Below are 22,805 nucleotides of genomic sequence, written 5' to 3' on the forward strand. Positions count from 1 at the left end.
AAAGGGATCCGGTACTAGTGGGACACCGGAAAGGATCGGCTGGGCTTAGTTCGCTTCGGAGCTGCCGGCTGAACGGAGTAGGCCGGACGCAGGGCTGCGTTAAAGCTTTCGAGTACAAATCAGGGTGGTACCGCGGATAAAGACTTCGCCCCTTAGTGGGGCGGGGCTTTTTTTATTTCCCATCCTCTTTGCCGATGGAAGACAGCCCGAATCAATCACAGGAGGTATATAGATGGATACTAAGTTAGATGAGCTGAAGGCAAAAGCAGAAGAAATGCTGAAGGCCTGCAGGGATGAAAACCGTAAACAGGAAACCTATGAAGCGGTGAAAGCAAAACTCACCGGTTTTCTGGGAGATGTGAAGAAGCTGAATGACAGCGACAAAAATCTGTCGGAGCTGGCTGACCAGGTACGGGCCCAGATTGTTTCTTTTATGGAAAAAGATCTGGATTCCCTGAAAAAGGATGCTCAGTATAAAATCAGTGCTGCTGTAGATGAGAAAACACTGCAGGATACAAAGGTTTTCTTCCTTGGTAAAAAGGGTAAACTCACCGCCATTTTAAGAGGCATGAAGGATGTTTCCGCAGCCCAGCGTCCGGTCATTGGCGCTTTGGCCAATCAGGTCAGAAGCGATGTGGAAGCTGCCATTGCAGATAAAATGGAAGAACTGAAACAGAAGAGGCTGGAAGAAAAAATCCGACATGAAACGGTGGATATTACCCTTCCGGCCCGCCATCATAAAATCGGTCATCTCCATCCGCTGGACAAGGCACTCCGTGAAATCATGAAGTCTTTTATCCGGATGGGCTATTCCGTAGAAGAAGGTCCGGAAATCGAACAGGACTACTATAATTTCGAATGCCTGAACCTCCCCAAGGATCATCCGGCCAGGGATATGCAGGATTCTTTCTACATTACACCGGAAATCCTTCTTCGCACCCATACCTCTCCGGTACAGGCCAGAACCCTCCGAAAACATACACCCAATTCACCTATCCGTATGATTGCTCCGGGAAAAGTGTTCCGTTGGGATAATGATGCTACCCATTCTCCTGTATTCCATCAGGTAGAGGGACTTGTGGTGGATAAGGATATCAGTTTTGCAGATTTGAAGGGTACCTTGGAAATCTTCTTGAAGGACCTCTTCGGTTCTGACACGAAGATTCGTTTCCGGGCCAGCTACTTCCCCTTCACCGAACCATCGGCAGAAGTAGATATTTCCTTTGCTGCCAGAACCGGTGAAGAAGACGGAGATCCGGACTGGCTGGAAATCCTGGGCTGCGGCATGGTTCATCCCATGGTACTGAAACTCAATGGCTATGATCCGGAAAAGGTGAGCGGCTTTGCATTCGGCATGGGCATCGAACGTATCGCCATGCTGCTTTACGGAATTGACGACCTCCGTAATTTCTATGAAAATGATGTCAGATTCCTGAAGCAGTTCTAATGGAAGGGAGATTATATAGATGAATGTTTCTTTAAAATGGCTGGGAACCTTAGTAGATATAAAAGGAATGAATCCTGATGATATGGCGGAAACGCTGACAGTGGACGGCATCCCTGTAGAGCATGTCATCCGTCCTGGAGAAGGAATCAAAGGAGTAATCACAGGAAAAATCCTTTCTGTAGAAAAACATCCTGATGCGGATCACCTTCTTATCTGCCAGCTGGATGTGGGTGAGGAAGAACCGGTGCAGATTGTTACCAGTGCTTCCAATGTAAAGGCAGGACAGATTGTTCCCTGTGCTCTCTCCGGTGCCCATGTACCTGCTGCTCATGATAATAAAGCACCCGGCGGACTTCGCCACGGTGATATTAAAATCAAGGCGGGAAAACTTCGCGGTGTGAAATCTGCCGGCATGATGTGCTCCTTAGGTGAACTGGGCATGGATGCCAATCTTTTCCCGGCTCTCAACCATGAGGGTATCCTTATCCTTCCGGAAGATACACCGGTAGGCGTGGATATTCATAACCTGTACGACCTGGACGATGTGGTGTATGAAATGGAACTCACCGCCAATAGAGCCGACTGCTTCAGCATGATCGGCATGGCTTTGGAAACCGGTGCCATTTTCAGGAAGAAAGTCACCCTGCCATCCATTTCCGTAAAAGAAGAAGGGGCGCCTATCGAAGGCCGTGCTTCTGTTCACATTTCCGAACCGGCCTACTGCAAACGCTTCTGTGGACGCCTTTTGGAAAACGTAAAAATCGGACGTTCTCCGGAATGGATAGAAGACAGACTTCGCAGCAATGGTATCCGCCCCATCAATAATGTGGTAGATGCTGCCAATTATGTGATGCTGGAAATCGGACAGCCCCTCCATACCTATGATTACGACAAGGTAGCCGGTCATTCCCTTACCTGCCGTCATGCTCATGAAGGAGAAAAAATCGTTACTCTGGACGGCCAGGAAAGACAGCTTAATCCTTCAGATCTGGTCATTGCCGACGGCGATGATAAGGCGGCCTGCGTTGCTGGCGTGATGGGTGGATTTGATTCCGAAGTCACCGCGGAAACAAAGAACGTCCTTCTGGAATCTGCGGTTTTTGATTCCGCTTCCATCAGAAGAACCTCCCGCCGTTTGGGCCTTCGCTCCGAAGCGTCCGGCCGTTATGAAAAGGGGATTAATCCTGCCAGAAGTGAAATGGCTATCAATCGCATCTGCCAGCTTTTGGAAGAACAGGGAGCTGCCACCACAGCCAAAGGCATGCTGGACGAATATCCCGTAAAGGCTGAACCACAGATTATCAAAACCACGGTAAAGAGAATCAATGACTACATCGGCATCAACATGCCCAAGGAACAGATGATTGAAATCCTGGAAGCCCTCTATTTCAAAGTAGAAGAACAAGATGGCAACCTTACCGTCACGGTTCCCGAATTCCGTCTTGACCTTTCCGGCATGCCGGATCTGGCAGAAGAAGTGGCACGGGTATACGGTTATAAGAACATCCCCATCACCACTCCCTGGAGCGCCATTGCCAAGGGAGCCATGTCCAAAGACCAGGACGTGATTTTCCGCATTACCGATAGTTTGGTGGCAGACGGCCTTTCCGAAGTCGTAAACTATAGCTTCATGGATAAGAAGGATCTGGAAAAATTGAATTTCCCCTGGGGCCATAAGGTATATAATGCCATTCCCATTATGAATCCGATTTCCGAAGAATATCCGGATATGAGGACCACCCTTCTCCCCGGCCTGATGCATACTCTGACCTATAACCTTTCCCAGAAGAACGAAGAAGCAGCAATCTTCGAGTCCGGTCATGTGTACCAGCCGAAGGAACTGCCGCTGACGGAACTGCCTTATGAATACGAACTTTTCTCTGGACTCCTCTACGGAAGTCCCGACGAAGCAGGCTATCCGAATAATGGCAGGAAATACGATTTCTTTGATATCAAAGCCATTATGGAAAATGTGCTGAAAGCCCTGGGAATCAGAGACTATGAAATCAGACGTTCCACGTATCCCGTATTCCACCCCGGTATTTCTGCCGATTTTGTGAAAGACGGAAAGACCCTCATGTCCTTCGGCCAGCTTCATCCGGCGGTACTGGATAAATGGGGTATTAAGAAAGAAGTTTACGGCTTTGTCATCTTTGTTCCTCACCTCATGAACATGGTGGACGAGACCATCGACTACTCCAGAATTCCGAAATTCCCGGCTTCCCAGCGGGATCTCTCTCTCCTGGTGCCGGCACACTGCACCAATGATGAAGTGGAAGAAATTATCCGCAAAGCCGGCGGAAAGCATCTGGAAACCCTCCGCCTCTTCGATCTTTATCAGGGCGAGCAGGTCAAGGAAGGCTGTAAGAGCATGGCCTACAACCTGACCTTCCGCGCTGAAGATCGGACTCTGACCGATAAAGAAGTGGACCAGTGGATTGAAAAGATCGTAAAAGCACTGGAAAAAGCAGGTATTACCCTACGCGCATAGTCAACTGGGCATGATAAAGCCCCGGAAAATCCAAATGATTTTCCGGGGCTTTTCATGTGGTGTAAAAAACGCTGGCGAGGAATGGTGGGGACATGCCTTTTCTGAAATAAGGGGAGCAAACGCAGCAAGTCTGTCACATACCGTTTGCCGTCCCAGGGCTGCTGTGAATGAAGCCCTGCCTGCCATAAGGCCGGTTTAACATCAAAGCCCTCAGGCTGCCGGGCGTATGCATTCACTCGGGTCCCAGGGTATCTCTCTTTTCATTCTTGTGGCGCATATAGTTGGCCACTTTCTGGCCGGCAGTCTTCATCTGCTGCCCTGTGTTTTTGAACTTATGAAGGGTGGTGGACTTGGACTTGATATTGGGCTTCATGTCGGGGTTGATATTTCCCCGCTTTACCGAAGTAGCCCTGATTTTTTCCGGATGGAGGGCAGCCCGGAGCACTGCCATGGAGCGGGCGGGTTTCAGGTCTATGTTGAAGCTGTAAATATCCACTGCCGCATAGGCAAGATGAGGATACCAGTGAATACAGATGTGGGATTTGGGGCCGTAGGCAGCGGCGGTGATTTCATCTTCGCTTTCATGGAAAAAGGTGTCCTTGACTTCCATGCCGATTTTCCCGGCAGCATCACTCAGGGTCTGGAGAGTGGTTTTGGAATCTTCCAGGGTGTCGGGACTGCAGCTGTAGCAGTCAATAAGCAGGTGTTTTCCAATGTAATTATCCATATGTATATTCCTTCTTTTAAAAATATTTGCACATTTGATTCATTATAGCAGAATTTCTTTCACTATGCGATAAAATTAATGCAATTCATTCGCATTCATTTTATGACAGGCATGATTTCCATGACAGAGTGAATAACAGAGTGAATAAATAAACAAGGAAATGCAAAAAATGCCGTTAAAATCTATACAGAATTTATTTTTATGCAGAAAATATTTGACCTTGAGGCTAAAATGCTTTAAAATTGATAAAAATACAGGTATATTTATTTGAAGATACAGATGATACCAATCGGCAGGAAAAGATAAACTTTTCAGATAAGGAGAGCTTTTATGAAAAGATACAGAATCATGAAAATTAAAGAAATCATCCAGAATCAGGTCATTGAGACACAGGAAGAACTGGCGGAAGCTCTGAAAAAAGAGGGCATTGCTGTTACCCAGGCCACCGTGTCCAGAGACATTAAAGACCTTATGCTGATTAAGATCCCCTATAAAAACGGGCACTATCGCTATGCCCTTTCCAATGAGAAGCAGAGCGTCATGTCTAAGAGCCACACGGCCATTCTCTTTCAGGAAGCCGTAGTGAAAATTGATTCTGCCATGAACATGGTGGTGCTTCACACCATTCCCGGTTCTGCCTCTTCCGTAGCCTTTGCCATTGACCATTCCAAGAATGATGTCATCATTGGCACTCTGGCAGGGGATGACACGGTTCTCATCATCCTGAAAACACCGGAAGATGTGCCGGTACTTCTGTCCCATATCCAGGGCATGCTCAAGTCCTGAGGCGGTGAGCCGGTATGCTGCAGAGCCTTCATATTATCAATTTTGCTATTATTGAAGATACGGTCATTGATTTTGACCAGGGCGTCACTGTCTTTACAGGTGAAACAGGGGCGGGGAAATCTATTCTCATCGATGCTCTGGCCATGCTCACCGGCCGCCGGGCCAGCACGGACCTTATCCGTACCGGTGCTGATTTTTTCAAGGTAGAAGGTGTTTTCTACGCCGACAGCTCCATTATTGAAGAACTGAAAGAAGAGGGCATTGACTCCGATAACGGACAGATTATCATTTCCAGAAAGTTGAATCGTTCCGGCCGGGGTATCTGTACCATTAACGGCAGTTTCTGCACTGTCAGGCAGCTGCAGAAACTGGGGAAAAAACTGGTGCGGCTCCATGAGCAGAATGATAACATGGAACTTCTGTCCATTCCCTTCTGTGAAAGGATGGTGGACTCCGGCACCCCTGCTGCTGCAGAAGCCTATCAGTCCTATCGCAGCTCTTACAAGGAATGGAAGAAACTGAAGGACGCTCTGGATGATTACAGGGAAAGAAAGCAGGAAAGAGAAAGACGGCTGGATATTCTGGAGTGGGAACTGAAGCAGATTTCCTCTGCCGCCCTCCAGGATGGGGAAGACGAAGAAGTGGAAAAGAAACTCCAGGTTCTTCAGAACCATGAGCGCATTTTCCGATCTCTTCACAATGCCCTGGAAACTATCACCGCCGACGGAGGCCCTCAGGACTCCATTGCCGAAGCGGATAAGGAAATTTCCCAGGCTGCCCGGTATGACGAATCTCTGGGGTCCATTCTGGAATCCCTTCGGTCAGCTTCTTTCTCCCTGGAAGATGCCATCGGCACCATGGAAGATTACATCGCAAATTCCGACTTTTCGGAAGAAGAACTGGAAACCCTGCAGGATCGGAATGAAGTGATTATGGAACTGAAGCGGAAATACGGTCCTGAACTGTCAGACGTCCTGGCCTATGAAAAGAAGGCCAGGGAAGAATATGATTCCCTGAAAGAAATCATCTATGATAATGCAGCTCTTCAGAAAAACTACGAAGACCTCACAGCACTGCTCATGAAAAAATCGGAAGTGCTGAACAGGGAACGGATGAAATCCTCAGAAATCATTCTGAAAAAAGTGGTTTCTTCCCTGAAAGACATGGGTATGGAAAATGCAAGAATGAAACTCCACCTCCTACCGGCCAAAACACCTCTTCCCAACGGCGCGGAAGAAATGGAATTCTATTTTTCTGCCAATATGGGCGAACCTCTTCGAAGCATGAAAGACACTGCTTCCGGCGGTGAAATTTCCCGTATTGCTCTGGCCATCGAAATGGTTATCTCCCGCCTTCTCCAGCAGCAGACCTTGATTTTTGATGAAATCGACGTGGGCATTAGCGGCAGAGTAGGCCTTCAGGTGGCCAGAAAGATTGCCTTTCTCTCTCATGCCATTCAGGTCCTCTGTATTACTCATCTGCCTCAGACAGCCTGTGCCGCAGACCGTCATTATAAAATCGTAAAGACCGTCTCCCATGGCAGGACTGCCACCAGAGCTGTTTTGCTGAACGAAAAAGAACATTTGGCGGACATAGCTCTCATGATTTCCGGCAGCGATTCTTCCCAGAGCGCTTTGGAATCGGCGGAGGAAATGAAGAAAAAAGTAAAGGAATAAAAAACGGGTCTGTGAAAAAATGTAAATCATTTGTCACAGACCCGTTTTTATTTGATACAGGAAAGGGAAAAGGCGCATCCCCGACAACCCTTTTGGGGTTAATTTATCATTTATTTATGACTATCGTAGAAATATCCCCATCCTTTTCTTCATCGGAAGAAGGAGCGGCAGGAGCAGGGGAGGGGGCCTCTGCCTTTGCCGCAGCCTTTGCTTTAGCCTCTGCTTCCGCTTTGGCTTTGGCTTCGGCAGCTGCCTTTTCTTCTGCTATGCGCTGCTGCTCTGCCCGGGTAAGGTATACCTTGTATCTGGGTTTGGAAGATACAAGAGCGTTGATTTCAAAAAGGCGGTTCCAGGGGAAGTCTGCTGATACAGTGGCAGGGTTGAGGCCCATTTTCTTTTTTGCAAATTCCTGGATTTCTGCAATCATTTCTTCTTTAATTGCCGGCGTGGGAACCATGTTTTGGCTTTCCTGCTCTGTAAGGCGGGCGATATTTTTACGTACGTTGGCCTGATAAGCCCAGTTGTCGATATACTGCTCGATGAGCATATCCTTGTGGTCCTCTGCGGACATATCCGGCGCCAGCACCGCCTGGGCGATGGCGTAGCCGATGGTATTGGACGCCGTGTTCCAGCCGTTGTAAGCAGCTACTTTATAGAGCAGGTCATCTTTTACCATGAGATTCATGAGGGTATTATCAGATCCATTGGCAAAGTATACGTCCACCATGGAAACAGGGATACCCCGGTTCACCACGTTTTTTACCTCATTCATAAAATCGGTGGTGCTCTGCTTCAGCATGCCGAAATTGCTGAACTGTCCTGATTCGCCGGTGGTGGCAATGGGGGTATTCACTGCCAGCACAATGTCGGGAATGTTTTTGCCTGCCATGGTGCCGCCTACCGCTTCGATGTGTTCGCTGATCGTTTTGCCGATAGGCTGATTTTCATAGCTGGGGATGGTATTTTCTGCCCGGCCCAGGGGGTAAATTACGGTGAAACTGGGTTTTAAGTGATTGCTGTCATTATGGTAGCGGGCAATCAGGAGAAGGGCCAGCTGGTCGGCGCCGGGGAAGGAGCCATAACGGGTGGGCGGAAGGCTTTTCGCATCTACCGCCAGATATCTGGCTTCCAGCGCAGACTGGGAATTCTTGCTGTTATCATCGTGGCCTTCGCAGAAATAGGTAAAAATACCGCTCTTCGTATCCCTGATCAGCATGCGGTTGATGGTATTATTCTTCGTGCGCCGTTTGAACCAGTCCTGCAGATATTCACTAGGAATGGAGAGCTTCAGTGAAAGCAGTTCCGCTGCTTCATCGGTAGAAAGTTTTCCTGCATCCATTTTGTCCTGCAGCCCGGACAGGCGGTACAGGTCATTGCCGTACTTGCTGTAGTAATAGGGTTCTACGCCGCTGCCGGAAGCATAGGGGGTGCGCATGATGGTGCCAAAGGCATAAATGGGAGTCTTGGGGTACTGGGAATGGAGAGCTTTGATTTTATTTTCCCGTCCCATAAGGACAGTAAGGGATTCATTATGCTTGCGGGAATCCACCAGACCGCCGTAAATCAAAGAATCTGTGGAAATCACAGCGGCATCGGCACGAACCATATTCTGCTCAACCCAGCGCCAAAGCTGATCCGGACTGCCCCGGAAATTCTTTCCTGATAAATAAGCCCTGGGGGGAGTGAGAACAGTGTACCCCGCCTTTTCTGCTGTGGAAACGGTGTAATCGAGGCTTACCGGCCGGTCATCCTGGGGCACCAGCAGGATAGTCTTTGCCTCGGCTGTACTGATAAAGGCAGAAAGACTGGCGGCCAAAACGAGAAGACAGATTTTTTTATGGAAAATCAATGGATTTACCTCCCCTGTATATTGAGTAATTTGTATTATTATATCATGGGAGAAAAATGATGGGTAAATGATTTTGACAAGGAAAATCAATACTTTGTAAATGATTTTCCATTGGCTGATGGATGAAATTCATATCTATGAAAAGGGCATCACGAAAACACGGATGTGAAAGGTCCGTGTGGATAGGGCAGAAGCCATGAATCGATGAAGACGCTCTGCCTGCCGCTGGGATTTGTGAGATCAGCTTTCGTAGTTTCTCTTTAAGCGGTGACGCTCCTAACGTATCGTTGAAGCCACCTGCCTGTATGACGGAATAAAAATCCGCTTGAGAAATAAAAAAGCACCTCACAAGGTGCTTTGCTTTTGGCGGAGCAGGTGGGATTCGAACCCACGGGCCCCGAAGGGCTAACGGATTTCGAGTCCGCCTCGTTATGACCACTTCGATACTGCTCCAGGTAATATAGTTATGAGCGCCGACGGCGGAAGAATTCATCTACCAGCGCCTGACATTCTTTCTGCAGGATACCGGAGGTAACTTCCACGGTGTGATTTAAGGCGAAAGAAGAGGTGAGGTGAAATCTGGAGTCCACCGCTCCGTACTGCGGATTTGGGGATCCGTAAATCAGCCTTGTGACTCTTGCATTTAAAAGGGCGCCGGCACACATCGGACACGGTTCTATGGTAACATAAAGGGAAGCGCCCGTCAAACGCCATGTGCCCAAAAATCGGGCGGCTTTGCGAAGGGCTGTGATTTCTGCATGGGCGGTGGGGTCATGGGTTCCTTCTTTTTCATTGTGGGCAGCGGCGATGATGAGGTCTCTGTATACCACCAGGGCGCCAATGGGGATTTCGCCTTCTGCCTCTGCTTTTCTGGCTTCTTCCAGGGCAAGCATCATGTATTCTGTATCGGTCATGGGATTTCCTTTACTTTGGTTCACGGATTTTATTTTTTTCTGAAATTATCATAATCAATGTGGAAATAAATGGCAAGGCAGGGTAGAATAAAGAAAGGTTAATTATATTTCTAACTGGAAGGTGAATTTGATGGCAGAAGAAAAAAGAGTGAATCTGAAAGCAAAGAAGTTTGAAGCGTATATTCAGAAGAATAATATGAATTTCTTCAATAAGAATGAAGTCCATGATGAAGCGGATACGGTGGTTTTCCAGTCCAATATCAAGGTGGAAGGGCAGACCATTCCCATGGGTATCATTACAGACAATACCATTTATACCATTATCCGTGTACAGGTAGGAAGCCAGCTGGTGAAGGATTCCAACAAGGCCAAGTTCCTGGAATATTTGAACACGCTGAACAGAAGCTACAAAGTTTTCAAGTATGTGGCTGCAGATGACGGCTCCATTTTCCTGGATTGCTGCCTGCCCAGCACCAATGACAGCTTTGATCCGGAAATTGTTCGGGTAGTGCTTGATGTGGTGGTGGATCACCTGAATTCTGAATATAAAAATATTATGAAGGAAGCTTGGGAATAAGGGTTTCTTCCCCGGAGCAGGGCGCTCCGGGGTTTTTTTATTGGATTTTATTGAGAATGATAATATGCGGTAGTCATTGAGAATAAAAGGTGATAAAATAACAGGGAAAATAAGAATGAGAATTGAGGATTTTTTATGAATAGAGACAAACAGAAGTATAAATGGCATATCAAAATCCATAGGGAAGGAGAGGAAATCCCTTCTTTTTTCGCCTCCCATGGCATTCCGGAGGAGCTGGCCCGGATCCTGATGCATCGGGGCATTGACAGCGAAGAGAAACTGTCTCATTTCCTTTATGACAATCTGGATCATCTGTCAGATCCTTTCCTCATGAAGGGCATGGACAAAGCGGTGAGCCGCATTCTGCAGGCCATAGATCAGCATGAAAAAATCGTAGTGTATGGGGACTACGATGTCGATGGGATTACATCTACTTCCATCATGATGCGCTGCCTTTCTTCCCTTGGAGCGGATGTGGGATACTACATTCCCCAGAGAGAGAAGGAAGGGTATGGTCTGAACCGGGAGGCAGTGAACCATCTGGCAGAGGAAGGATATCATCTACTGATAACAGTAGACTGCGGCATTAGTTCTGCTGCTCTTATCAGCGAGGCGCCGAAGGGGCTTGATATCATTGTCACCGATCACCATACGCCGCCGGAGCTTTTGCCTTCCTGCGTAGCGGTTTTAAATCCTCACCAGAAGGACTGCCCCTACCCCTATAAGGAGTTGGCCGGCTGCGGCGTGGCCTACACGTTGTGCCGGGGACTTTATATGAAACGGCTGGGAAGAGATTATGATGGAACCGTGGAGCTGGCGGCTCTTGGTACCATTGCCGACGTGGTGTCTCTGACCGGAGAGAACCGTATTCTTGTAAAGGAGGGAATGAAGCGGTTTATTCATACTCCTATCAAGGGGCTGGCGGCGCTGCTTAAGGCTTCCGGCATTGTTCATGATGACACTACGGAAATCCGGCGGGCGGATCAGGTATCCTTCGGCCTGGCGCCCAGGCTGAATGCGGCAGGCCGCATTGCCCGGGCATCGGAAGGGGTTCGCCTCATGACTACAGAGTCCGCAGAGGAAGCGGAAAGACTGGCTCAAAAGCTTTGTGAAATCAATACCATGAGACAGCAGATCGAACGGGATATTTTTGAACAGGCCAAAAGCCGCATGGCAGAGCTTGGCATAGAAAATGACATGGCCGTTGTGGTGGACGGGAAGGACTGGCATCCCGGTGTCATCGGCATCGTGGCTTCCCGTATTCTGGAATCGTGCCATCGTCCCGTTTTCGTGATTACAGTGAGGGATGGCATAGGGAAGGGATCCTGCCGGAGTATTCCTGCTTTTAATATTTATAAAGCCCTTTCCGCCCAGTCTGACATTCTGCTTCAGTTTGGCGGTCACAAGATGGCAGCAGGCTTTTCCATTGCAGAGGAGAAGATACCGGAGCTGCGCCGGCGCATGAACAGGTATGCCGCATCGGTGCTGACAGAGGAAGACTGTATTCCGGTGCTGGATGTGGAGGAGGAACTGTCATTAAAGGATGTGAGTCTTGATTTCATCCATTCTTTAGACCTTTTGGAACCCTGCGGTGCCGATAATCCCAAACCTCTCTTTGCCATGAACCATGCCTTTGTGGAAACAGCCCGGCATATGGGGGCTGACGGACGGCACTTCAAGTGCCAGATTTCCGGAGACAGCGGTCTGGTGGACACTATTTTCTGGGGCGTAGGGGAAGAGAGCCCCTGCCAGGCAGGAGACGTGGTGGATCTGGTCTTTGAGCCGGAGGTGCATGAGTGGTATGGGGAGCATGTGCAGCTCATCGGCAGGGATATAAGGCAGGAAGAGGCCTGCCTGCTGGATAGGGATTATCTGGTAGATGTGTACAGAAAGCTTTCTCTTATTCTTCGCACCATGGCTAAACCGGTGCGGGAGGTTCATTACCTCATGAGAAAGAAATACGGCTTTGAACCGGTGAAGCTGGGGATGGCCCTGGCGGTTTTCGAGGAATTGGAAATCCTGTCAAGATTTTCCAGAAATGGGGAAGACTTCTACCAGAAACGGCTGGTGGCCCGTAAACTCGATCTTTTGACTTCTTCTATTTATAGAAAGCATAGAACCCAGGAGGGTGGGCATGATGAATGAAAATATGGATAAAAAAGAAAATGTAAAGGAAGAAGAAATGCCGGCTCTTCCAAAAACCACCAATCTGGCCGGTGTTTTTAACCAGAATCTGAATGAAGAAACCATTCATACTGATGCCTCTGCTTCCACACTGGCTGAATTCCTGATCCACCAGGAAGAGTATGTGGAAAGACAGAAACAGAAAAAGGACTGGGGCGGCGAAAAAGAAGAAGAATATAAGCGTCTCATGGATAAGGTGAAAACCTATATCAAGGATCCAAAGAGCCTGGAGGCCATAGAGGAGGCCTATGAGCTGGCCAGCAAGGCCCATGCAGCCCAGGTCCGCGCCACCGGAGAGCCTTATATCATCCATCCTCTGGCTGTAGCCTACATTCTGGCGGAGCTGGAAATGGATCCCCAGGGCATTATGGCGGCTCTTCTTCACGATGTAGTGGAGGATACGGAATATACGCTGGAAGATATCAAGATGATGTTTGGCGAGGAAGTAGCCTTTCTGGTAGACGGGGTGACAAAGCTTTCCCAGTTCCACTATAAAGATAAGGAAGACCAGCAGCTGGAAAATTTCCGTAAAATGTTCCTGGCCATGGCTAAGGATATTCGAGTGGTGGTCATCAAGCTGGCAGACCGTCTGCACAATATGCGAACCCTTGGAGTATTCCGCCGGGAGAAACAGCAGCGCATTGCCAAGGAAACTATTGAAATCTATGCGCCCCTGGCTCATCGCCTCGGTATCTACAACATTAAGTGGGAACTGGAAGATCTCTGTTTCCATTACCTGCATCCGGAAGAATACTACGATCTGGTGCGGCAGATGAAACAGAAGAGGAAAGCCCGTGAAGAAATCGTCAATGATACCATGAGGGTGCTCCATGACCACATAGAGGAAGCCGGTATTAAGGCTACCATTACCGGCAGGCCGAAGCATTTCTACAGCATTTATAAGAAAATGAAAAGGGATAATAAGGATTTGTCCCAGATTTACGACCTTTATGCAGTGAGAGTCATTGTGGATACCATCCCCCAGTGCTATGCGGTGCTGGGTATTGCCCATTCCCTGTGGAAACCGCTGCCCAACCGATTCAAGGATTATATTGCGGTGCCGAAGCCCAACATGTACCAGTCCCTTCATACCACGGTTATCGGCACCAGGGGACAGCCTGTGGAAATACAGATCCGTACCTGGGAAATGCACCATATTTCCGAATATGGCGTGGCTGCCCACTGGCGGTACAAGGAAGGGAAACAGGCCGGTTCCAAAGATTTTGATGCTAAAATCAGCTGGCTCCGCCGCATTCTGGAATGGCAGGATACCAGCAATCCCAAGGAATTCATGAATGCCCTGAAGCTGGACGTATTCTCCGATGAAGTTTTCGTGTTTACTCCGAAAGGGGATGTCATTAACCTTCCAAAAGGGTCTATTCCTATCGATTTTGCTTATCGCATCCATACGGAAGTGGGAAACCGCTGCGTGGGAGCCAAGGTCAATAACAAAATCGTGCCTCTGGATACGAAGCTGAAGAACGGCGATATTGTTTCCATTATTACGTCCAAAACCGGGAAACCCAGCTACGACTGGATCAATATGGTAGGAGCGGCGGACTCCAAGGCGAAAATCAGGAGCTGGTTCAAGAAGGAAAACCGCAGCGAAAATATTTCCAGAGGTCAGGAAGCCCTTATCCAGGAAGCGGACCGGCTGGGTTATGAATGGAAGAAGCTGATTGCCAGGGACCGGCTTGCCCAGGTGGCCAGGACGTTCAACAATATGAACACCGAAGATATGCTGGCTTCCGTGGGATTTGGCGGTGTGGCAGTGAAGAGCGTCATACTGAAACTGACGGAACTTTACAAGCGGGAGCTGAATGCCCAGAAACCTGCGGCCCAAAAGACGGCCAAAGCTCTGGAAAATCTGAAAATGCGGAGCGTGAAGACCCGTTCCAACAGTGGCGTTCTGGTGAAAGGGGAAGAAGGACTGGTGGTGCACCTGTCCAAGTGCTGCAACCCGGTGCCTGGTGATGATATCGTAGGGTTTGTTACCAGAGGTCGCGGCGTGTCGGTGCATCGGGCAGACTGTCCCAATGCCATCAATTTCCCCGATAAGGACCGCATGATCGATGTGTCCTGGGAAGAACAGACAAGCAGTATGTTCCTGGTAACCATCGAAGTCATCAGCTATGATCGGACCGGTTTGATGGCGGATATTCTGGCGGCATTGACGGAAATGAAACTTTCCGTTTCCAAAGCCAACGTGAAAGTGGAAAACAACGGCATGGCAGTCATGCATCTGGGTATCCAGATCAAGGACCTGCAGCAGCTGGATTATATTATGACAAAAATCAGAAGAATCAAGGGCGTCCATTCTGTAAGACGCATGCATTCGATGCAGGGAGAATGATTATGAGAGCAGTGGTACAGCGTTGTAACTGGTGCAGAGTAGATTCGGAGGGAAAAGAGGTTTCCTCCATCGGGAAGGGCCTTTCCGTCCTTCTTGGCGTAAAAAAAGGAGATTCAGAAAAGGATGCCGACTACATAGTTGACAAAATTCTCCACCTCCGTATTTTTGAAGATGAAGCAGGGAAACTGAACCTGTCTCTTCTTGACATCAAAGGGGAGCTTTCCATCGTTTCCCAGTTCACTCTCTATGGCGATGCCCGCCATGGAAGACGGCCCAGTTTTACGGAAGCCGAAGCGCCTGACAGGGCCGATGAACTTTATCGCCTGGTGGTGGAAAAATGTGAAAGAGAGGGCCTTACAGTGGGAACCGGCGTCTTCCGCACCTACATGAAGGTGGCCTTGGAAAATGATGGCCCTGTGACCATTCTTCTTGACAGTGAAAAGAATTTTTAAAACCGGAGCTATATGATGAAGATTATGTACATGGTCCTTGGACCTTTCATGACAAACACATATATTCTGTACAATGAGGAAACCATGGAAGGGCTGGTGGTAGATCCTTCCTTCTCGCCGGAGCATTATATAAAAGCCATCAGTGAAAAGAAAATCCATCTCAGGTCCATTTTCCTCACTCACGGCCATGTAGACCATATGGCTGGCATGAATGAGCTGCGAAAAGCGTTTCCGGCGGCCAAAATGTACATGGATAAAAGGGATCAGCCTTTTCTGCGGGACCCGGAGAAGAATCTGTCCTATATGTTTCCTGTGCCCACTTTGGTGGACGATGCGGATGTATGGGTGAAGGACGGCGATGAAATCAAAACCTGCGGCTATACATTTCAGGTCATCGATACGGCCGGCCATACGCCTGGCGGAATTTCCTTCTACATGAAGAAGGAAGGCCTTGTATTTACAGGAGATTCCCTTTTTCAGGGTTCCATCGGCCGTACTGATTTCCCTGGCGGCAGCCTTAAAGAGCTGACTGGCACCATTAAGAAGAATCTCTTTTCTCTGCCTGACAGTACGGTGGTTCTTTCCGGACACGGAGAGCAGACCACCATTGGACAGGAAAAGAAGACAAATCCTTTCCTTACCGGAGGCATTCTATGAAATGGGGCGTTGAATTCTGGCTGAGGGTGGCCATTGCTGCCGGCTTTGCAGCCATCATCATAGCAGCGCCATCAGTGCTCTTTCCCTTCGTAGTGTCTCTTATCATCACCACCCTCCTGAATCCTGTGGCCCATGCGGTATACGGGCAGACCCAGAAAATGGGATGGACACGATTTCCCTATGATTTTGCCATCCTCTTTTCCTTTGCTCTTTTCATTGCAGTGATTTACCTCATCGGCGTCCATATCTTTGTACCTTTTATTTCCGAATTCCAGGAATTCATTAAAAGTGTACCGGGTATGCTGGCAGCGGTGCAGCAGGCCATTCCGGAACTGGAAAAGCAGTATCAGCTTTCTCTGATGCCGCCGGAAGCTAAATCTCTGTTTGCCCGCATCCTCCAGGATATTGGTGAATATACGCTGAAAATTGCTTCCTTCAGCCTGTCTGCTATTTTTTCCTTTGCCAGTACAGTGGTGGAGCTCATTGTGGTGCCCTTCATTACTTTCTATATGATGAAAAGAGGAGGGTACTTCGTCAATGCGTTCATCCACATTTTTCCAGATCGTTTCCATCATCATCTGGAAGAGCTTTTTAAGGAAATCCATTTTGTGCTGAATGCCTATATCCGTGGTCAGCTCCTTCTTTCCACCTTGATGGCAGTGGTGGTTTTTATAGGCATGTGGACCCTGAATATTCCCTATCCTCTGGTCATCGGCCTACTGGCGGGCATTGTGGAAATGGTTCCTCTCATCGGCCCTATCATCGGCGCCATTCCGCCGGTGCTTCTTGGTCTCCTCCAGGGAACCACTGTCATGCTGCAGGTCATCTTTTTCTATATTATCGTGCAGCAGGTGGATGGACATTTCGTTATGCCCAAACTTATGGGCAGCATTATTAACGTGCACCCGGTAGCCATTATCGCCGGTGTTCTTATCGGAGGCAAAATCTTCGGTGTCCTGGGCATGATGATTGCAGTGCCTCTGGTGGCGGTGCTGCAGATTCTTTTAAAGCACATGTGGTTCTACGACAGATATAAAAAAGTAAGATAGCGGAGGGATTATGCGAAACATGAAAAAATCGACCATTATGAATACCCTGAAAAAGAAAATCAGGGAGCATAAGTATAAATTCACCACTCAGCGCCAGATCATTCTGCAGGCCTTCCTGGACAGCAAAGAAAACCATATGAGCGCTGAAGATATATATGAAATGGTACGGGACGAAAATCCCGATATCGGTCTGGCCACTGTGTATCGTTCCCTGGAGCTCTTCACCCATCTGGAGCTTCTAAAAAAACTGGACTTCGGCGACGGCAGGAGCCGTTATGAATTAAATGACCATAACCTGTCCCACTCTCATCATCATCTCATCTGCCTTGGCTGTGGGAAGGTGACAGAATTCTCCTACGACTTCCTTAATGAGGTAAAGGAAAAAATCAAAAAGGAAAACGGCTTTGACATTGTAGATTACCAGCTGAAATTCTATGGTTACTGCAGAGACTGCGCTAAAAAGAATCAGAATCTGTGAGGGGCATGATCCGCAGGCCGGAGGCGTGTTAAAAGGGCAGCCTTCAGCGCTGACAGACGCGGCCCAACCTGTGAACCCTTTGCCTGCAGGAGAAGCCAGTTAAAAAAACTTCCCTGCGGCATCCTCATGTCGAAGGCCTGTCCAATTTCAATTTGCCAATGTACCCCGTAAGATGGTACAATTTAATTTGTTAATGTAAGCGGAAAGAGGAGATTCTCTTTCCGAAAGAATGCCTTTGCAGGAGAGTCTGCAAAAATAAAGAGGTGTCATTATGCAGGCATTAAAAGGAACCCATGATATTCTGCCTGAAGAAGTGTACAAGTGGGATTATATGGAGGGAGTCATCCGGGATGTATGTGCCCGGTATGGATACAAGGAAATCAGGACTCCTATTATTGAAGCTACCGAGCTTTTTCAGCGCGGTATCGGTGATACCACTGATGTGGTAACGAAGGAAATGTATACATTTACGGACAGAGGAAACCGTTCTGTAACCCTTCGTCCGGAAAATACGGCCTCCGCTGTTCGTGCCTATCTGGAACACAAGATGTACGGCGACCAGCAGGTACATAAGATGTTCTATATTGGGTCCATGTTCCGGTATGACCGTCCTCAGGCCGGGAGGTACAGGGAATTCCATCAGTTTGGTCTGGAAGTGCTGGGCGCATCCTCTCCTTTGGCTGACGCGGAAGTCATTGCCATGGCCTGCGAAATTTTCCATAAGCTTGGACTGAAGGATCTGGATCTTCATCTGAATTCCATTGGTGATAAGAACTGCCGTCCCGCTTACCGGAAGAAACTTATTGAATTCTTCGAAGGAAAGAAGGACCAGCTCTGCGATGACTGCAGGGAAAGACTTTATAAGAATCCTCTGCGCATTCTGGACTGCAAGGAAGAAGGGTGCCGGAGAGCTTCTGTAGGTGCTCCGGAGATTACAGATTATCTCTGTGATGAATGCCACAGGAAATTTGAGGCAGTGAAGCACTACCTCGACAGCCTTGGTATTTCCTATACTGTAGATCCCAGATTGGTACGGGGCCTTGACTACTACACCAATACGGCCTTTGAAATTCAGTACCCGCCCCTTGGCGCCCAGAGCGCAGTCTGCGGTGGCGGTCGGTATGACGGACTGGTCGAAGAAATCGGCGGGCCTTCCACACCGGGCATTGGTTTTGCCATTGGTCTGGAAAGACTGCTTCTGGCTCTGGAAATGCAGAATCTCATTCCTGCCCCCAAAGCACAGAAGAGAGTTTATATTGCCGCTCTTGGTGAAGATGCCGTCGCAGAAGGATTTAAAATCCAGGAAGAGCTGCGGGGTCTTGGTGTTGTAACGGATATGGACCTGCAGGGAAGAAGTCTTAAGGGACAGATGAAACAGGCCGGTAAGCTTGCTTCCCAGTTTACAGTCATTATCGGAAGCAATGAACTGGGAAAAGGCGCTGCTGCCGTAAAGAATATGGATACGGGCACACAGCAGGATATTCCTTTTGCTGATATAGCCGGTTATATAGCTAAAGAAGAACATAACTCGTAAGGGTTGTCATTCTTTATATAAATTATTTTAAAGAGGTGCTCTAATATGGAAACAATGGCAGGGATGAGAAGATCCTGCGGATGCGGTAAGGTAACAGAAAACGACTGTGGTAAGGAACTGACACTGGCAGGGTGGGTGAATACCCGCCGAGACCATGGTGGTTTGATTTTCATTGACCTTCGTGACAGAAGTGGTATCGTACAGCTGGTATTAAGTCCCCAGTACGGTGAAGAAGCTTTCCACAAGGCGGAAGGTGTAAGAAGCGAATACGTTCTGGCTGTGAAAGGCAAAGTTCGGGAAAGAAGCGCTGACACCGTGAACCCGAAAATGAAGACCGGCAAGGTGGAAGTAGTAGTTTCCGAACTCCGCGTCCTGAACAAGGCAAAGACTCCGCCATTCTATGTGGAAGACGGCATTGATGTGGATGAAAATGTCCGCCTGAAATATCGTTATATCGATCTGAGACGTCCGGAAATGCAGAACCATCTCATCATGAGACATAAGATTGTCCATGAAATGAGAACATTCCTGGATGAAAATGATTTTCTGGAAATTGAAACTCCTATGCTCACTAAGAGCACCCCGGAAGGCGCCAGAGACTACCTGGTACCAAGCCGTGTAAATCCGGGCAAATTCTATGCCCTTCCTCAGTCCCCGCAGCTTTTCAAACAGCTCCTTATGGTTTCCGGACTGGAAAGATACTTCCAGGTGGCTCGCTGCTTCCGTGATGAAGACCTGCGCGCCGACCGTCAGCCTGAATTTACCCAGCTGGATATGGAACTGTCCTTTGAAGATCAGGATTTCATCCTTGACCTCATGGAACACATGATGCAGAGAGTCTTTAAGAAGGTCCTGAACAGGGATATTGAAATCCCCTTCAAGAGAATTAAATGGGATGATGCCATGAATCTTTATGGCTCTGATAAACCGGATCTTCGCTTTGACATGCACTTCTATAATATTTCCGACCTGCTTCGGGATACCGGATTCAAAGTATTCCGCTCTGTCCTCGATAACGGCGGCGTGGTTAAAGCCATCAATGTAAAAGGTGACGCAGCCATTCCGCGTCGTGAATTGGACGGCCTGGTAGACTATGTAGGCCACTATGGCGCTAAAGGTCTGGCATGGATCGGCTTCAACGAAGACGGCAGCCTGAAATGCCAGATTACCAAATTCCTGGGCGAAGATAAAATCCGTGAAATCGGAAAAGCCTGCGAAGCAGAAAAAGGCGACCTGGTCCTCATCATTGCCGACAAGCCGAAGGTGGTGGCCCAGGCTCTGGGTGAATTGCGCCTTGAAATGGCCCGCCGCATGAACCTCATCGATCCCAACGAATTCTGCTTCCGCTGGGTGACCGATTTCCCCATGTTCGAATACAGCGAAGAAGAACACCGTTATGTGGCAGAACATCATCCTTTCACCGCACCGCGGGATGAAGATGTGCAGTACCTCCTCACCGATCCTTCCAAGGTTTATGCCAAGGCCTATGATATGGTACTGAATGGCGTAGAAGCCGGCGGCGGCTCTCTCCGTATTTACCAGGAAGACCTGCAGGAAAAGGTATTCAAAGCCATCGGCATTTCCCAGGAAGAAGCAGAGCAGAAGTTCGGATTCCTCCTGGATGCATTCAAGTACGGTGCTCCGCCTCATGCAGGCATTGCCCTGGGCCTCGACCGCCTCGTCATGCTTATGCTCCATCTGGATTCCATCCGCGATGTTATCGCCTTCCCGAAGACCCAGAGCGCCATTGATCCTCTGACCCAGGCTCCGTCTACGGTGGCAGACAAGCAGCTCAAAGAACTTCATATCAAAGTAGACATCAAGAAGGAAAAAGATCTCTTTGAAAAGGCATAATTTTCTGTCATAGTCTTGTAAAATGATAGGATTTTTGCTACACTATCTGTAAAGGAAACCCTGCTGTGCACGTCGTGCCTTCTTATTTTGAACCAACACCTTTATAACGGGAGTTCAGCGCTGATGAGGTGAGTCAATGCCCCGTACGGGGACTGTTCAAGAAACCTTGTCTCAAGAACACCCACCTGCAATTATGCAGACTCAAAATACGGCAATAAACGACATGGTGGGGCTAATAACAATGAAGCCGTCAAGATATTCTTGGCGGCTTTTTTGATGCAGAGGAATAGGCTCTTAGCGGCTTAGGGCTTCAAATTAGTCGGTCTGCATCCTGATAGAACAAAAATGACTGCCAGGCGTCGTGGTATCTCATCCTTTTATATGGAAAATCTGTTTGATTTTTCTTTCTATCCATGGGATAATAGAGGGGAAACATTTGTATTTGAGCGAGGCACCGATTATGGACTCTTTATTTGATTATGACAATGGAAAACCTGTTTCTTATGCGCCCCTGGCAGACCGTATGAGGCCGGAGCGGCTGGAGGATATACTGGGCCAGGAAGGAGCAGTAGGAAAGAATTCTTTTCTATACCGCATGATTGAGCGGGATACTATTCCGTCCATCCTTCTTTTTGGACCTCCCGGATGCGGGAAGACCACCATTGCTTCGGTAATCGCGAAGATGACGCACAGTCATTTCGTGAAACTCAATGCCACGGCCAGCGGCACGAAGGATATCCGGGACGTGGTGTCTCATGCGAAGGAGGAGCTTTCCTATTACCGGCGCCGGACCATTGTTTTTATTGATGAAATCCATCGCTTTAACAAGGGGCAGCAGGACCTTCTTCTTCCCTATGTGGAAGACGGCACCATTATTCTTATCGGTGCCACTACGGAAAATCCCTATTTTGAAATCAATCGTCCTCTTCTTTCCCGGGTGCGGCTTATCCGTCTCCAGGCTCTTCCGGAAAGTGCGGAAATTGAAATCCTGCGCCGGGCGTTGAAGGATAAAGTTAAAGGGCTTGGAAACTATGGATATCAGGCATCGGATGATGTATTGAGAACCATTTCTTCCTATGCGTCCGGTGATATCCGAATGGCCCTGAACCTCCTGGAACAGGCCTCTTCCCTTCTTCCCATGAAAGGGACTCTGACGGATAGAGAAATCAAAGAGGTTGCAGGAGACCATGCTTCCGTATATGATAAGAACAGTGATTATCATTATGACATTGTATCCGCTTTTATTAAGAGCATGCGGGGAAGCGACCCCGACGGGGCTCTTCATTATCTGGCACGCATGATTGATGGGGGAGAGAAGACCTCCTTTATTTCCCGGCGCATTATGATTTGTGCCGCCGAAGATGTGGGGCTGGCGGATCCCCGAGCCCTTCAGGTGGCGGTGGCAGCAGCGCAGGCATCGGAAATGGTGGGGCTCCCGGAAGCAAGGATTCCTCTGGCGGAGGCGGTGCTTTACATCTGTCTGGCGCCGAAGAGCAACAGTGCTGTTATGGGCATCGACAATGCCCTGGCCGAAGTAAAGACCCGGTCTGACTGGTCTATTCCCGACTATCTGAAGGATGCTCATTACAGCGGCGCCCATGAAATGGGGCATGGAAACGGTTATCTTTATCCCCATGATTTCGGCGGCTGGGTAGACCAGCAGTATATTCCCGATGAGCTTAAAGGCCATGTCTATTACAAGCCTGTGAGAAACGGGGAAGAGGCTTCCCTTTCTCACCGGTGGGAAGAGCGGACAAATAAAAAACAGGAGTGAGTT

17 protein-coding genes, 1 tRNA gene and 1 other RNA gene are annotated in these 22,805 nt (G+C 48.6%); 15 read left to right on the forward strand and 4 right to left on the reverse strand.

Annotation, left to right across the window (positions count from 1 at the left end):
• The first annotated feature begins 433 nt into the window (after positions 1-433).
• Together pheS and pheT are read left to right on the forward strand one after the other, a co-directional pair.
• A complete protein-coding gene (gene pheS, locus NW747_RS07475; RefSeq protein WP_273188279.1) occupies positions 434-1,447 on the forward strand; it encodes a phenylalanine--tRNA ligase subunit alpha in 1,014 nt (337 codons plus the stop codon).
• A gap of 19 nt (positions 1,448-1,466) precedes the next feature.
• Positions 1,467-3,938: a phenylalanine--tRNA ligase subunit beta gene (gene pheT, locus NW747_RS07480; RefSeq protein ID WP_273186471.1), complete on the forward strand. Its 2,472-nt coding sequence runs from the start codon at positions 1,467-1,469 to the stop codon at positions 3,936-3,938.
• A gap of 232 nt (positions 3,939-4,170) precedes the next feature.
• Here the strand turns inward: pheT and speD are convergent, their stop codons facing one another.
• Positions 4,171-4,665: an S-adenosylmethionine decarboxylase gene (gene speD, locus NW747_RS07485; RefSeq protein WP_273186474.1), complete on the reverse strand. Its 495-nt coding sequence runs from the start codon at positions 4,663-4,665 to the stop codon at positions 4,171-4,173.
• A 330-nt stretch (positions 4,666-4,995) separates the two neighbouring features.
• Between speD and argR the strand changes: the two genes are divergently transcribed.
• Positions 4,996-5,451, forward strand: a complete 456-nt coding sequence (gene argR / locus NW747_RS07490) for an arginine repressor (protein ID WP_008859261.1) — start codon at positions 4,996-4,998, stop codon at positions 5,449-5,451.
• Between the two features lie 14 nt (positions 5,452-5,465).
• Positions 5,466-7,127 carry a DNA repair protein RecN gene (gene recN, locus NW747_RS07495; RefSeq protein WP_273186476.1) on the forward strand — a complete coding sequence of 554 codons (1,662 nt, stop codon included), beginning with the start codon at positions 5,466-5,468 and terminating at the stop codon, positions 7,125-7,127.
• A gap of 106 nt (positions 7,128-7,233) precedes the next feature.
• Here the strand turns inward: recN and NW747_RS07500 are convergent, their stop codons facing one another.
• From NW747_RS07500 to tadA, 3 genes are all read right to left on the reverse strand, one after another.
• Complete coding sequence (locus NW747_RS07500; protein ID WP_273186479.1) at positions 7,234-8,976, reverse strand: DUF4127 family protein; 1,743 nt, start codon at positions 8,974-8,976, stop codon at positions 7,234-7,236.
• Between the two features lie 364 nt (positions 8,977-9,340).
• Positions 9,341-9,429: transfer RNA gene (locus NW747_RS07505), tRNA-Ser, on the reverse strand.
• A gap of 11 nt (positions 9,430-9,440) precedes the next feature.
• Entirely contained in the window at positions 9,441-9,890 is a 450-nt protein-coding gene (tadA, locus tag NW747_RS07510; RefSeq protein WP_273186482.1) for a tRNA adenosine(34) deaminase TadA, read from the reverse strand.
• Between the two features lie 130 nt (positions 9,891-10,020).
• On the opposite strand from tadA, the gene NW747_RS07515 reads away from it, so the two are divergent.
• The 11 genes from NW747_RS07515 (at position 10,021) to NW747_RS07565 (ending at position 22,802) form a co-directional block, all read left to right on the forward strand.
• The gene (locus NW747_RS07515) at positions 10,021-10,467 is read left to right on the forward strand and encodes a hypothetical protein (RefSeq protein WP_008859257.1); all 447 of its coding nucleotides are present in this window, start codon (positions 10,021-10,023) and stop codon (positions 10,465-10,467) included.
• Positions 10,468-10,602: 135 nt separating this feature from the next.
• Positions 10,603-12,612, forward strand: a complete 2,010-nt coding sequence (gene recJ / locus NW747_RS07520; RefSeq protein ID WP_273186485.1) for a single-stranded-DNA-specific exonuclease RecJ — start codon at positions 10,603-10,605, stop codon at positions 12,610-12,612.
• 226 nt (positions 12,613-12,838) lie between these two features.
• Entirely contained in the window at positions 12,839-15,004 is a 2,166-nt protein-coding gene (locus NW747_RS07525) for a RelA/SpoT family protein (RefSeq protein ID WP_232217327.1), read from the forward strand.
• Between the two features lie 2 nt (positions 15,005-15,006).
• The gene (dtd, locus tag NW747_RS07530; protein WP_273095147.1) at positions 15,007-15,456 is read left to right on the forward strand and encodes a D-aminoacyl-tRNA deacylase; all 450 of its coding nucleotides are present in this window, start codon (positions 15,007-15,009) and stop codon (positions 15,454-15,456) included.
• Positions 15,457-15,468: 12 nt separating this feature from the next.
• Positions 15,469-16,113 carry an MBL fold metallo-hydrolase gene (locus NW747_RS07535; RefSeq protein WP_273186488.1) on the forward strand — a complete coding sequence of 215 codons (645 nt, stop codon included), beginning with the start codon at positions 15,469-15,471 and terminating at the stop codon, positions 16,111-16,113.
• Entirely contained in the window at positions 16,110-17,162 is a 1,053-nt protein-coding gene (locus NW747_RS07540) for an AI-2E family transporter (RefSeq protein WP_273095141.1), read from the forward strand. The genes NW747_RS07535 and NW747_RS07540 overlap by 4 nt, the downstream gene beginning before the upstream one ends.
• Positions 17,163-17,172: 10 nt before the next feature.
• A complete protein-coding gene (locus NW747_RS07545; protein ID WP_273186490.1) occupies positions 17,173-17,640 on the forward strand; it encodes a Fur family transcriptional regulator in 468 nt (155 codons plus the stop codon).
• Between the two features lie 271 nt (positions 17,641-17,911).
• Complete coding sequence (gene hisS, locus NW747_RS07550; RefSeq protein WP_273186492.1) at positions 17,912-19,174, forward strand: histidine--tRNA ligase; 1,263 nt, start codon at positions 17,912-17,914, stop codon at positions 19,172-19,174.
• 45 nt (positions 19,175-19,219) lie between these two features.
• Positions 19,220-21,028 (forward strand): aspartate--tRNA ligase, encoded by a 1,809-nt coding sequence (aspS, locus tag NW747_RS07555; RefSeq protein WP_273095135.1) that lies wholly within the window; start codon positions 19,220-19,222, stop codon positions 21,026-21,028.
• Between the two features lie 54 nt (positions 21,029-21,082).
• Positions 21,083-21,265: non-coding RNA, 6S RNA (ssrS, locus tag NW747_RS07560), on the forward strand.
• A gap of 223 nt (positions 21,266-21,488) precedes the next feature.
• Complete coding sequence (locus NW747_RS07565) at positions 21,489-22,802, forward strand: replication-associated recombination protein A (protein WP_273186494.1); 1,314 nt, start codon at positions 21,489-21,491, stop codon at positions 22,800-22,802.
• Positions 22,803-22,805 lie beyond the last annotated feature (3 nt).

It is taken from the genome of Dialister succinatiphilus, from assembly GCF_928721695.1.
GTDB classification, from domain to species: Bacteria; Bacillota; Negativicutes; order Veillonellales; family Dialisteraceae; genus Dialister; species Dialister succinatiphilus.